This is a genomic window from Blautia sp. JLR.GB0024, assembly GCF_037000545.1.
GTDB classification, from domain to species: Bacteria; Bacillota; Clostridia; order Lachnospirales; family Lachnospiraceae; genus Blautia; species Blautia celeris.
In genome coordinates this window covers 108250-121769 of record NZ_JBANBF010000009.1, presented here as the reverse complement: position 1 = coordinate 121769, position 13520 = coordinate 108250, and the positions used below count along the sequence as shown (strand labels likewise).

Here is a 13520-nt window from a genome sequence, read left to right as displayed (position 1 = left end):
CTCCCTGTTTTGGTAGAAAGATGATGAATTTGATACGAAGAATTTTTAATATCCTTTCATGGCTTGTCATCGTGGTTATCATCGGCTATATTGCTGTTGCATCCCCAATGCTGTTTGGAAACCGTCCGGTAGTGGTTCTTACAGGAAGTATGGAGCCGTCTTATCCGGTCGGAAGTCTGACATATTATCATCCGTCAACATTTGAGGAAATCAAAATTGGTGATGCGATTACTTTTAAAGCTGGAGACAGCCTTGTGACACACCGTGTGGAAGAAAAGAATGAACTGTCCAGAAACTTCATCACGAAAGGTGACAATAATGAGACGCAGGACATCAACCCGGTGGAGGAAGCTGACCTTATCGGGAAGACAAGCACCGTTGCCATTCCCTATCTTGGCTATATCGTAAGCTATGGAAAAAATATCGCAGTAATTATCGTTATGGGAACGATACTGCTCATCAGTCATCTTCTGGATACTCTGGACAAGAGACAAAGGAGGAAGCATGAAAAATAAAGTATGGAATAAGAAATATCTGTTTATATCCGCTTTCCTATGCCTTTTCCTTATTGGCGGTGTCTTTGCCTACTGGACACAAGAACTACAGGTACGCAATGAATTTAAGACGGCAAAATACGATACAAAGATTGTGGAGGAATTTACGGCACCTTCTGATTGGCTGCCGGGTCAGGAAGTCAATAAGGACGTATCTATCCGAAATGAAGGAACGATTCCGACATTTGTACGTGCCACCATCCATCAAAAATGGATTCGCACGGAAGATGTTTATGATGGTGAAGGGAATCCAATATCACCGATGAAAGGGGAAACTATTCCTCTGACCTTTGAGACCGGGAACGGCTCAGCCTATGCCTCTCAAGTGACATGGGGCAACGATGTGGTTGTGCTGTCCGGCGGAAAACAGGGAGATATTGACTTGGGAATTCCTACCGTGGATACGATCGGGGATGCCAAAGGGAAATGGCTCTTATTGACCGATAAGGTAGATGAGGAAGGAAACCTCCATTTCTATTATATTGGTAATATTCAACCGAATAAAGATGCTCCCCGGCTTGTAGACGCCGTAACCATGCACCCTGCAATTGAACCGGAAATCAAGGGTGAAAAAGTGTGGTATGACGGTTCTGACAATAAGGTGACACAGGAAATCAAAAATACAACATACGGCTATGAAAACGCAAGGTATACAATGACGGTCAGTGCAGATACCGTACAGGCGACATCCGGTGCAGTAAAAGCAGTATTCGGTAATGAAGATAATGCAAAGGATGTCATAGCATATCTGGCAGAGTATGAAGTCATGGAATAGGAGGGATGGTATGAAGAAGAGAAAAATATGGACAAGCCTGTTGCTGTTCATATTCCTTTTAAGCTGTGTCATTCCTGTCCATGCCGATACAAAGGAAAAGAAGCTTTATTTTGAACAACAAGATGGAACAATGGTATGGAATGCTGATAAAGGTTCAAATGGAAACTGGTTCATGAGTTTTACGAACATGGTTCCGGGAGAATCTTATCAGGACAGTCTGGTGATTGAAAATGGTTCTTCAAAGACTTATGAACTTTATTTTCAGATTGTCCCTTTAGAGCAGGCAGAATTAAAAGATGAACTGCTGGAAAAGATACAGATGACAATCATGCAGGATGGAAAGCAAATCTACAAAGGGAATGCCACGGGAGAACCAGGCACAAAAGATTTACAGAATATTGTCCCTCTGGGAATTTATACACCTGCTAAGGAATCAACGTTAGCCGTTGACCTGACACTGGATGGAGACATCGGGCTGGAATACTGTGACCTTCTGACACAGATTGACTGGAAGTTCATGGTGAAGGAAAAGGCGGATTCTAAGGATACACCAGTTACGGAAATCAAACCGCCCAAGACAGGTGATACGACCAATACGGGACTATGGATATTTGTTATGATAGGTTCAATGACTGTGATGGGCGTAGTAAATGTATTCCGGCACAGGAAAGAGACTGCTGAAAAACAGTTAGAAAAATAATATCGAAAGTAGGGAAATATTTGAAAGCGTTTATTAAAGAATTTAAGGAATTTATCAGCCGTGGGAATGTGCTGGATATGGCAGTTGGTATCATCATAGGCGGTGCTTTTACGAGTATCGTAAAGAGTCTGGTTGACGATATTATCAATCCTCTGTTAGGTGTTTTTGGTGGAATGAATTTTGACCTGCTTACAATCAGTTTGGGAAAAGACGTAGTTTTATATTACGGCAGATTCTTAACGGCTGTCATTAACTTTCTGATTATGGCACTGATTGTTTTCATTATCATAAAAGCAATCAATCGTTTCACTGCAAGGTGGAAAAATCAGGAAGTACCCAAAAAAGAAACAAAGATTTGTCCATACTGTCAGAGCGAGATACATATTGATGCAAAAAAATGTCCGCACTGTATATCGGAAGTTCAATGAGAGGGACAGTCTACGAAAGATATTTTTGAGGATATGAGGGTAGCACTTGGTTTGGATTACATTTCAGATATTCCATTGCACAGAAATAAAGAAGATATCAGAATATTGCTGAAAAGTCTTCCTATGGATGCATATTCTAGGAAAGAGATAGAAGAATTTAAAAAATATGCTTTTCAAAAAACGGATGATAGGTAGTTGATACCTAAAAAACGATATTTAATGCAGTAATGCATGGTTCGAATACAATCATGGCTAAGAAAATACTGGAAATGAATATAGAAAGCTCGTACAAGAAATGGTTTTGTACGAGCTTTTTTGTATACATAAAACTTTCTGACATTTTTTCAGTTTCAGCTTAGCAAATCTCACCTTGCTGTACAGATATGGTGCGGAAAGAGGGATAAACACTTTTCAAGTCATAGCTGGAAAGGGGGTGAGATTATGAAGCCGTCTGATTTCCAGAAAACAATACAATGTCAATTTGAATGTAAGTTAAAGAAAGTTGTAAAAGGCATTGTGAAAAATTATCAGAAAGAATTGAAACGGAGAAAAAACAAGGAAATTCCTTTTTGTGAACTTCCAGAAGTCGTGATTGAGAAATTATCCGTTTATGACGATTACGACAGCAATTATACATTATTCAATGTATGTGGCAATGACATTCGTATTCTTGATGATGAATTGGCAGAGGCCTTGAAAAGGCTGTCTGACCGCAACCGAGAAAACTTACTCATGTACTATTTCTTGGAAATGAGCGATACCGAGATTGCTAAATTGCAGAATATTTCCAGAAGCGGAGTATTTCAAAATCGGTATAACTCATTGGAACTTATGAAAAAAATACTAAAAGGAGAAAAATAAGAAATGAAGCACATTTTTAAGAAACCGTCATTTTATCTGATTTCATCAGCTACGGACGGGGACGAAAAAGCGATTGAAAAGATACTGGCACTTTATGACCCGTACATATCAAAATGCTGTTTACGTTCACTCTATGATGAATACGGTAATGTTTATATTGCCGTGGATATGGAATTAAAAGGACGTATCAGAGAAGCCCTTATAAGAATGATGTTAGATTTCGATATTCCTTTGGAAATCGAAGAATAAGTGGTTTTTAGCGGAGCTTGGCTTGCTCCCCCTCTTTCCTGCTCTGCTACTGCCTTACACATGAAAGCAACACGCTTTCGCCACAGCTCTTTGACAACTGAATAAAGCAGACAGATACGTTTGTGAGATAGCGAGCCACGGGTACTGTACGCCACGACCTTTCCAAAAGAAAGCGAGCGACCCACGCAGTGATCCGAGAGCGACTGTTGGAAAAGTCGTTTTGCCATGACCTATCTTCACAGAATAATGATACGTCCGCATGGTGCGGTTCTGCCCACAAGAATGGGAATAGTTGAGATACTAACGGAGCTTTCCAAAGCCGTCTGCCTGCTTAGAAATTACAAGCAAGGGGGAATTGATATGGAGAAAAAACTAATACGATATAGTATGCAGATTGCCATGTTGAACCAACTTCTTGCCCGTAAAATGATTTCTGAAAAGGAATATGCTTTAGTAAAATCAAAACTTATGCAAGATTATAAAATTGTTTCAGATATAACCGCTTGAATTGTATATTTGAATATTATATAATAACACTACAAAGGGAATACAAAACGCAAATATAAAAGGAGTGGTTCTGTGAAAGAAGTAGAAGTAATCAAAGCAAGGAACGATTTGCAAACTCGTACAAGAGGAAAAAAGATTGAACTTATGCGTGTTGGTGCATATTGCAGGGTTAGTACAGATAGTGCAGACCAGCTAAACAGTTATAAGTCGCAGGTAGCCTATTATACAGACATGATTAAGAAAAATAAAGAGTGGGTACTTGCGGACATATATGCTGATGAAGCAATCACAGGTACACAAGTGGCTAAAAGAGAAGATTTCCAGCGTATGATAAATGATTGCATGAATGGAGAAATTGATATGGTTATTACAAAATCTATTTCCAGATTTGCAAGAAATACGCTAGATACTTTAAAATATGTTCGTATGTTAAAGGAACGCAATATAGCAGTATATTTTGAAGATGAGAAAATCAATACTTTAACTATGGACGGAGAATTGCTTTTAGTGGTACTTAGTTCTGTGGCACAGCAGGAAGTTGAAAATATATCTGCTAATGTAAAAAAGGGTTTGAAAATGAAAATGAAACGGGGAGAGCTGGTTGGTTTTCAAGGTTGTCTTGGATATGATTATCACAAAGATACAAAAACAATTACCGTGAATGAAGAAGAAGCAGAAATTGTACGTTATATTTTCAATCGGTATATTGAGGGTGCTGGTGGTTCTGTTATTGCACATGAACTTGAAAACTTGGGATATAAAACAAAGTATGGAAGTTCTACATGGGTACAATCAACAGTTATTGGCATTATTAAGAATGAGAAATATAAGGGCGATTTATTGTTAGGAAAAACTTTTACAGTAGACCCGATTTCAAAGCGGAGATTGGAGAATTTCGGAGAAGAAGATAAATTCTATATTCGCAATCATCACGAACCGATTATTAGCGAAGAAGTTTTTGAAAAAGCACAAGAAATTCTTGCCAGAAGAAATGTTAATAGAGGAAAGATTGGAGAGGGTAACACAAAGAGAGAAAAATATAGCAGGAAATATGCTTTCAGTTGTATGCTGGAATGTGGTTTCTGCGGTGGCACTTTAACAAGGCGTAATTGGCACAGCAGTTCACAGTACAGCAAAGTTATATGGCAATGTGTAACGGCTACGAAGAAAGGCAAAAAATTCTGTAAGCATAGCAAAGGTATTCCAGAAACAGCTATTGAAGAAGCATTTGTAGAAAGTTATCGTTTGTTATGTGATGATAATAAAGATGTTTTGGAAGAATTTTTGCAGAGAATGGACGATACGCTTAGTAGTAGTGCGGTGTCGAAACAACTTGCAAAAGCAGAAAAAGAGATAGACGCATTAGAGAAGAAAAAGAGTAAACTTGTGGATATGCGTCTGGAAGAAGTTATTGATAAGGAAACCTACGAAAGCAAATATGCTGACTTAGTAAGTAAACAAGAACAGCTTGTTGAAGAAAGACAGAAATTACAAGAAACATCAGATAATGAAAAGGACATAAAAAAACGTTTGAAAGAGTTTAAGAAAACTTTGGAACAGAATGAGGTTCTTGACAAATTTGACCGCTATGTGTTTGAAAGCATTGTTGAAAAAGTAATTGTAGGTGGACTTGATGAAAACGGAAATGTTGACCCTGCACAGTTGACTTTTGTTTATAAAACGGGCTTGAAGAATAGTGTAGATGGTGCTAAATTTAAACCACAAAGAAAAAATGCAAGAGGACGACATAGGACTGACGAATTGTGTTCACATGACAGCAACGAGGTTGATAAAATGTGTTCCGATAGTAGTAACGACACATGTGGAGACCGTGGTGTTGCTGGAGCGGAAGGGGCAGTAAATCAAAGGATTTCGGTGATTTGGAGAGGATATGTAAGTGTGTTTTTGTGGGTGATGGGGGGAATATGTTTCCGGTTACCATGGTGGGGTAAGGGAAATGAACGTTTTGGTAAAAGAGTACAAGTTTGAGGTGATTGCATACAGTGGATGCTTTTATTTTGAGTGAGGAGGTTTTGTTATGAATAAATGGAAATTATATTGGGTTACTTCAGACGGTTTGGAAGATTGCTTTGTTGTGGCGAAAAATTCAAGAAGTGCTAAAAGAATTGAAAAAGATGCAAATGGTTTTGAGGATCAGGAAGTGCAGGTTACTAGAATTATGGATATTCCTGACGAATATGAAATGTTGGCTAATAGTAAATTTCGAGATTGGTCAAAAAAACATGATTATAATAAATATTTAGATATAGATAATTTAATTGCATGGCCGTACTATGCGGATAGATGGCTATTAGATTTATTAGGTGCCGAGTATAGAATGATAGAGGAAAAAGAAGAAATTCTGATAAATGATTTTGTAATATCTACAAATAGTATATATCCGGTTGGGGTTAGGGCTATGAAAGAACTTGCAGAATTAACTGGAGATAAATTCCCTAATATTTCAAATGTTAGTTATGAAGGAATGAGAAGTACACTTGACAATATGATTGGTATTTGTATAACTGCAATTCACAAAATAGAAAAATACATAACAGATTCTTTTATTTTTGCTATTGGTAATGAAAGATATGGAGAATATTCTATAAAAGAAGTAACAAGTCTATGGAAAAGAAAATTGACATTTGGCAAGCTAATTAAGCTGATACAAGAAAGATTTGAAATAGATGAAGATGTGTACTATGCATTAACTTTGTTCTTAGCCCAAAGAAATAAAATTGCTCATGGCTTAACTATGGATGAAAGATTTGATATTGATACTGTTTGGGGACAGAAAGAATTGGTTGGTTATTTGGCATTGTTTTTGAGGAATGCATGGTTGCTTGAGGAAGTGTTTGAGTCGGCTTATACTGTTACAATGGGGGTTGGCTTTAATTTAATAAAAGGAGATAGTGATGATCCAGAGTTGTTAAAAACTATTAACGATTTTGAAAAAGATCCTATAGTAAAAAATAAAATAGCTTTATTTTCAGAGGTGTTTCGAATGAAAATTTAAGATTTTTATATCGAGAAAAAGGAGAGCGGAAATTAGAGTTTAGGCATTCAAACTAGGCAACTATTTTATTATAATTGAAGAGTAAATCTAGTAGACAGGGTAAGAAGATACTTTCACCATGTAGTATAAAAACTATATTTCACCGCATGTGGAGAGTGTTGTGCTTTTGTCCCGCAAATGAAGATACAATTCATGCAAATAGAATCGATATTGCAATTTATACACAAGATTTTGAAAATGAATTTATATCATTGACGGATACAGCCAGATATAAAGTGATGATCCAGCGGCGGTAATATAGAATTGGATGAGAAGTCGTGACGTCATAGAATTCTTGGGATTATGGGAGAGGTTACATAATCCTGATTTTAAATCCCTCGAATTCGAAGGGTTTAAAAAACATAAATAAGTATTCAGCTTCATAGAGGGACGCCCGATAGATATTGCTGTAGGCTTTCAGATGAATAATGACTGTGTTGTCTGTTTCCACAAATGGTCAAGTTAAGTCGTTAAGGATTACATGATTTAAAACTGGTCGATGGATAAGGAACGTAAAGATGGGATGAGTATATACATCCCATTTTTTTTGTACAAATGCAGTAAACGTATTCTTGGGAGAATGTTTTTTGCATGCCCGCAAATTACTCATTTTAAGAATAGCAGTGTGTTTACTATATCCCCCATTTTATATCAGTCAGGATAGAGAAAAGGTCATGTTCATTTTATATATACAGTAAATAAAAACAAGAGAGTCAAAAAACTTTTAGGACATTTCCGCAATATTTCAGCTTTAAAATTTATAATCGTCAATATAATACAAGCGAGGTATCGAATGAGAAAAATATTAATTGCAGAAGATGATAAACTCCTCAATAAAACACTCAATTTCAATTTGACATCAGATGGATTTAACGTATCATCCGTGCATACTTATCGTGACGCAGTACAGTATATAAAAGAAATAGAATTTGACATTGCCCTGCTGGACATCAACTTACCGGATGGAAACGGCCTTGACTTATGCGAAGAGATCCGGGGAAGGGGTCAACACACTTATATTATTTTTATAACCGCCAATGATAAAGAAAGTGATATGCTAAAAGGTTATCGTGCCGGCGGGGCCGATTATGTGACAAAGCCGTTTTCCGTAATGGTTTTATGCAAAAAGGTAGCAGCAGTTCTCGCCAATCTGGAACTGCGGGCACCGCAGCATGATGTATTTGACGATGGACATCTAAAGATAGATTTCTCAGAGCAGAGTGCAGCACTGGGAGGTCAGCCTTTGGATTTTACGCCCAAGGAATACCGTACGCTGTTTCTTTTTGTGAAGAATCCCCGCATTATTCTGACAAAGCGGCAGATTTTAGAAAAACTGTGGGATATTGACGGGGATTTTGTGGAGGAGCATACGCTTGTATCCATTATCAGCCGTATTCGTAAAAAGATTGAGGCCAAGGGGCACAAATATATTAAAACAGCCTACGGTATGGGGTATCAGTGGATGGGTGGTGAGCAGAATAAAAGTTGAAAAATTATCAGTAAAGAATTTTATACGGTGTGCTGCCTTCGGAGCAGTTTTGACTTCCGCTTTCTTTCTGCTGGTGTTGTACCTGACAACCCGGAATCTGTATCTGGTTTTCTATGGCCTTATACTGACAGCAGCCCTTCTTCTGTGGGGCGCGGTATTCCTCTGTTATTTTCAAAGAAAGCTGGCACTCTTTACGGACAACCTGTGCCGGACCCTGGATGATATGATGAACAGCACTACCCGTCCGCAGACGGATTATGAGGCGGAAACCATACTGGCGCGGATCAGTTTCCGTCTGGAACGACTCTATCATGTGATGCAGCAAAACAGGGCTGTCACTGCCAAAGAAAAATCCGAGCTGCAGTCACTGGTATCAGATATTTCCCATCAAACAAAAACACCCATTGCCAATTTAAAAATGCTTAATGAAACGTTGCTGACGCGTTCTATTTCTGAAGAACAGCGCAGAGAATTTCTGCAGGCATCAGAAAGTCAGATTGAAAAATTGGACTTTCTCATACAGGCCATGGTAAAAACCTCACGTTTGGAAACAGGTGTGATCACTCTGGAAAAGAAGTATACAAGAATCGGGGAAACTTTGGTGACGGCAATTAACGGTGTTCTGGCCTCCATGGAGAAAAAACAGATCGAACTGTCCGTAGAATGTCCGGAGGATCTGCTGGTCTGCCATGACAGCCGCTGGACTTCGGAGGCTCTGTTTAACCTGCTGGACAATGCGGTAAAATACACGCCGGATGGCGGCAGTATACATGTGACAGTACAGAACTGGGAAATGTATCTGAAAATAGATGTGGCAGATACGGGCCGGGGTATCCCGGAGAACCAACAGGCAGCAATCTTCAAACGGTTTTACAGGGAAGAGTCCGTACATGATGTGGAGGGGATTGGAATCGGCCTGTATCTTGCCCGTGAGATCATTACCATGCAGGGCGGTTACATTGCCGTAAGCTCCCATGCCGGCAAAGGCTCTACCTTTTCGATGTTCCTGCCGCAAAGATGAACGGGCGGGACATTTCTGCAACATTTGAGCCTTAGGCTATGGGAGAAAGGAGTTGATGGTCATGACATTACCATTTGACAATGATACCAGTGCCGCCATACAGAGGATTGCTTCCGCGCATCTGAAACATGACAAATTGAAGAAGGGCCTGTCTGTTTTTGCGATTGCATTGGCAACATTTCTTATGACTGCGGTATTACTCTTAGTTTCAGGGATTAAGACAGTTAATAGGAATGGCGGGAACAGTATCACCGGTTCTTACCATGCACTGGTTACGGGCGTCACACAGGAGCAGTACGAACGCTTAGCAGGAGACAGCCACATAGAACTTTTAGGTTTTAATGCTTCTTTGGGAAGTGTTTCAGACAATGACACGCATCTGAATATTTCCTGTACAAATAGGGACAGCCTTATCCTTAACGGTTTGTCAGTTTCTGAGGGAAAAATGCCGGAGCAGGCGGATGAGGCAGTGATCGAAAAAGAATATCTGCTGAACCGGGGGATTGACGCTGGAATCGGAGATTCTATTTCCCTTCCTACAGAAAACGGACAGGAAGAATTTATTGTTTCCGGTTTTTTGAAAACAAGTGCAGGGGGAACCGACCGTTCCCTGTATGCAGCTATATTGTCGGTGGATTATTTTAATGCAGCAGATGGGTGGAACACACTTTCCCCCATGGTAATGATCCGTCTTACTTCCCAATATGCATCAGGAGATGAGGAAATCCACAATGTGGTTACACAGGTTTGCAGGGATGCAGGGATCAAACAAGCGCCATCTTTCAACGAGGCCTATATAGAGCTGAGCCATCCCTCTGTTTGGATGACCGCTGCTGCTCTTTTTGGGCTTTCTGTTGTTATTATGGCAGGGGTGCTGGTGATCTATTGTATTTTCTACATTTCCATTATCAATGCGATCAAAGATTATGGACAGCTGCGGACAATCGGCATGACAAAGGGACAAATCAAGCGGCTCGTATATAAAGAGGGAAATTCGCTGTCCCTGACTGCTGTCCCCATCGGTATGGCAGCGGGAATAATCGTATCTTATCTGTTGATACCGCAGGGATTCCGTTTTGGCAGCTTGATCTGGGTATGCCCTTTGGCCGGTGTGTTAGTCTTTTTTACCGTTCGGTTATCCATAAAAAAACCGGCAGCCATTGCCGCAGCCGTATCTCCCATAGAGGCATACCGTTTCGAGGCAGAAATTCCCGTACTCCATATGCATAAAAGGAAAAAGATTTCCCCGGTTTTTCTGGCAGAGAGGCAGATTTTACGCAACAAGAAAAAGAACATGCTGTCCATAGCGTCTTTAGTTCTGACAGGCATTCTGTTATTCAGTGTGTCTTCCGTTCTATCTTCGATCAATGCAAGAGATATGTCTTTGTCCGGATTTTCTATGGGGCAGTTTTACGTTGGCATCCAAAATTCGGAATTGCGGGAGAACTCTCTGGAAGCCATTCAGAAAAACAGTCCTTTTACCGATGAAATATACCGCTCTTTCAGTCATGTTTCCGGAATTGAGAAAATATCCGTTATTTCCAATCTTCCGGTGTCCGGGAATCTGCAGGCACAGGAATCCGATGCGGCTATTGTCGGTTTCGGACAGGAGGATATGGACTTAATAAAGTCGTGTGCCTCAAGAGATACCATTCCGGAATATGAGGAAATGACATCTCAAAATAAGCTGCTCGTTGGCCGGCCGGATGATTTCGAAGAGTATTTCGGCAGACAGCCGGAAGCCGGTTCATCCGTCACTCTGAAGATTTTCGACGGAACGGATGTAAAGGAAATGGACTTGGAAATCGCCGCGGTGCTGGATCAAAAGAAAATCGGAAACAACGGCGATAAGATTGATATGCTGCTGCTCCCCATGGATTCCATAAGCAAGATCGCCGCGTCCAACACTACTTACCAGTATGTGATCCGTGTTACCGATAACATGGAACAGCAGGCGCAGAAGGAAATGGAACAGATATTGACAAGCGCACCGCGTTTGTCCCTGCGGACTTTATCGGATGCGATCGCTCAAAACGAGAATTTTTTACAGGGTATAACCTTTGCACTTACGGCTGCAGTTATATTTATCGGCTGCTTTTCAGTCATGAACCTGTTGAACACTATTTTAACGGGGATTATAGTACGGCAAAAGGAATTTGCTCTTATGCGCTCCGTAGGAATGTCGCAGAAGCAGCTTACTAGGATGATATGCTGCGAAGGATTGATGGTTGCCGCGGCCGGATTGGTTTTATCCATTTTGGCCGGAGGTAGTATGGGATTTATTTTGTGCGGATTTTTGAAGCGGGAATTGATGACGTATTTAAAGTATCAATTTCCGGTTGGCATTCTTTTGATTTACTGCATCGTTATCCTTTTATGCTCACTGGCAATCACTGAGGGAGCATTAAGACGCCAGAGGAAATCCTCACTGATAGAACTTTTAAGAGGATGAGAAAGGAGATGTTTTTATGACTGTTTTGCAGACAAAAGATTTAAAAAAATATTACGGTTCCCAGTCGAACCTCACCCGTGCCCTGGATGGGGTAGACTTCACTGTGGAAGAGGGGGAGTTTGTTGCTGTAGTCGGCACCTCCGGTTCCGGAAAATCTACGCTGCTGCACATGATGGGCGGATTAGACACTCCTACATCCGGCAGCGTAGCTGTGCGGGACAAGGAACTGGCAGTGATGAATGACGAGCAGCTTACTATTTTCCGCCGCCGAAATATCGGCTTTATCTTCCAGAATTATAATCTGGTTCCCATTTTGAATGTCTATGAAAACATTATTCTTCCGGTGGAGATGGACGGGGACACGGTGGACCGGCGGTATATGGATGAGGTGGTTACCATGCTTGGTCTGAAGGATAAGCTTGAGAGTATGCCGAACAATCTGTCAGGCGGACAGCAGCAGCGTGCAGCGATTGCCCGTGCTCTTGTAACAAAGCCTGCTATCATACTGGCTGACGAACCAACAGGCAATCTGGACAGTAAGACCAGCGCCGGTGTATTGGGACTGATTCAGAGAACAAGCCGCAAGTTTCATCAGACGGTTGTGATGATCACTCATAACAATGAAATCGCTCAGCTTGCTGACTGGATCGTGCGCATCGAGGACGGGAAAATTGTGAATGAGCAGGCCATGGGCCGCAGCAGTAAGGACAGAGTATAAAATAAATATTAAATATCTCCCATACCTTCTATTTACGTTACCTTTATGGTAAAATATAGATATTCCAAAAGAAAGAAGGTATGTCAATTATGGAAAAAGAAGTATTGGATTTTGTTGTTGGGAAAACACACGATTTAATGGATGCAGCATCATGCAGCAGTGAGGCAAAGACAGCAGCTCAGGCCTGGCTGGATGCACTCGGAACGGAAAATGAGGCAGAAGAAACGAAAAAATACATTGCTGAGCTGGAAGCCGATATTATGCCCATTGACGGCTTGATTGCTTTTGCAGAATCAGATGCCGGAGCACAGGTTTTCGGAGCTGATGCTGCGAAGAACGTTGCAGCACACGCGAAGGAGATCAAAGCAGCCGGAGCAAAATACTGTGACTGCCCGGCATGTGCAGCCGCTGAAGCGATTCTCGAAAAGAAGGATATGATGCTTTAAGCAGTGACCGCATTTCACAGAATTACCGAAGGCGGGCAACACAGCCGGGAATATCAGATTGACAGCCAATACATTTTTGACAGCCAATAATTTCAAAGAGCATCAGTCGGAGGCGATTGATGCTCTGATTTTTTGTATTTATCCCGTGGAGCCATGTCCCTGTAAATGGACAATATCATTTACAGGGGCATGGCTCTGTCTATATAAACATAAAAATACATTGACAAATATAACTGTAACAAATATAATTACATTAACAACATGA

15 protein-coding genes are annotated in these 13520 nt (G+C 40.6%); all 15 read left to right on the top strand.

All coding sequences use genetic code 11. From position 1 onward, the window contains the following. Positions 1-23 precede the first annotated feature (23 nt). A complete protein-coding gene (locus V8Q34_RS19060; RefSeq protein ID WP_335836154.1) occupies positions 24-515 on the top strand; it encodes a signal peptidase I in 492 nt (163 codons plus the stop codon). Continuing rightward, entirely contained in the window at positions 505-1329 is an 825-nt protein-coding gene (locus V8Q34_RS19055) for a BsaA family SipW-dependent biofilm matrix protein (RefSeq protein WP_335836123.1), read from the top strand. The genes V8Q34_RS19060 and V8Q34_RS19055 overlap by 11 nt, the downstream gene beginning before the upstream one ends. A 10-nt stretch (positions 1330-1339) precedes the next feature. After that, complete coding sequence (locus V8Q34_RS19050; protein WP_335836122.1) at positions 1340-2029, top strand: hypothetical protein; 690 nt, start codon at positions 1340-1342, stop codon at positions 2027-2029. 20 nt (positions 2030-2049) lie between these two features. Next, positions 2050-2457 carry a large conductance mechanosensitive channel protein MscL gene (gene mscL, locus V8Q34_RS19045; RefSeq protein ID WP_335836120.1) on the top strand — a complete coding sequence of 136 codons (408 nt, stop codon included), beginning with the start codon at positions 2050-2052 and terminating at the stop codon, positions 2455-2457. Between the two features lie 33 nt (positions 2458-2490). After that, positions 2491-2652, top strand: a complete 162-nt coding sequence (locus V8Q34_RS19040) for a hypothetical protein (RefSeq protein ID WP_335836119.1) — start codon at positions 2491-2493, stop codon at positions 2650-2652. A gap of 246 nt (positions 2653-2898) precedes the next feature. Beyond that, the gene (locus V8Q34_RS19035) at positions 2899-3318 is read left to right on the top strand and encodes an RNA polymerase sigma factor (protein ID WP_195421494.1); all 420 of its coding nucleotides are present in this window, start codon (positions 2899-2901) and stop codon (positions 3316-3318) included. A 3-nt stretch (positions 3319-3321) separates the two neighbouring features. After that, positions 3322-3567 carry a helix-turn-helix domain-containing protein gene (locus tag V8Q34_RS19030; RefSeq protein WP_195421495.1) on the top strand — a complete coding sequence of 82 codons (246 nt, stop codon included), beginning with the start codon at positions 3322-3324 and terminating at the stop codon, positions 3565-3567. A 360-nt stretch (positions 3568-3927) separates the two neighbouring features. Then, complete coding sequence (locus V8Q34_RS19025; protein WP_005339673.1) at positions 3928-4074, top strand: SHOCT domain-containing protein; 147 nt, start codon at positions 3928-3930, stop codon at positions 4072-4074. Positions 4075-4146: 72 nt separating this feature from the next. Beyond that, positions 4147-6063 carry a recombinase family protein gene (locus V8Q34_RS19020; protein ID WP_335836118.1) on the top strand — a complete coding sequence of 639 codons (1917 nt, stop codon included), beginning with the start codon at positions 4147-4149 and terminating at the stop codon, positions 6061-6063. A 49-nt stretch (positions 6064-6112) separates the two neighbouring features. Then, positions 6113-7090: a hypothetical protein gene (locus V8Q34_RS19015; RefSeq protein WP_227244949.1), complete on the top strand. Its 978-nt coding sequence runs from the start codon at positions 6113-6115 to the stop codon at positions 7088-7090. Between the two features lie 832 nt (positions 7091-7922). Beyond that, the gene (locus V8Q34_RS19010) at positions 7923-8618 is read left to right on the top strand and encodes a response regulator (protein WP_033143116.1); all 696 of its coding nucleotides are present in this window, start codon (positions 7923-7925) and stop codon (positions 8616-8618) included. Further along, positions 8608-9639 carry an ATP-binding protein gene (locus V8Q34_RS19005; RefSeq protein ID WP_033143124.1) on the top strand — a complete coding sequence of 344 codons (1032 nt, stop codon included), beginning with the start codon at positions 8608-8610 and terminating at the stop codon, positions 9637-9639. The genes V8Q34_RS19010 and V8Q34_RS19005 overlap by 11 nt, the downstream gene beginning before the upstream one ends. Before the next feature lie 61 nt (positions 9640-9700). Beyond that, positions 9701-12091, top strand: a complete 2391-nt coding sequence (locus tag V8Q34_RS19000; RefSeq protein WP_335836117.1) for an ABC transporter permease — start codon at positions 9701-9703, stop codon at positions 12089-12091. A gap of 16 nt (positions 12092-12107) precedes the next feature. After that, positions 12108-12809 (top strand): ABC transporter ATP-binding protein, encoded by a 702-nt coding sequence (locus V8Q34_RS18995; RefSeq protein ID WP_335836115.1) that lies wholly within the window; start codon positions 12108-12110, stop codon positions 12807-12809. Between the two features lie 89 nt (positions 12810-12898). Beyond that, a complete protein-coding gene (locus V8Q34_RS18990) occupies positions 12899-13255 on the top strand; it encodes a molecular chaperone Hsp90 (RefSeq protein WP_335836114.1) in 357 nt (118 codons plus the stop codon). Positions 13256-13520: the final 265 nt, after the last annotated feature.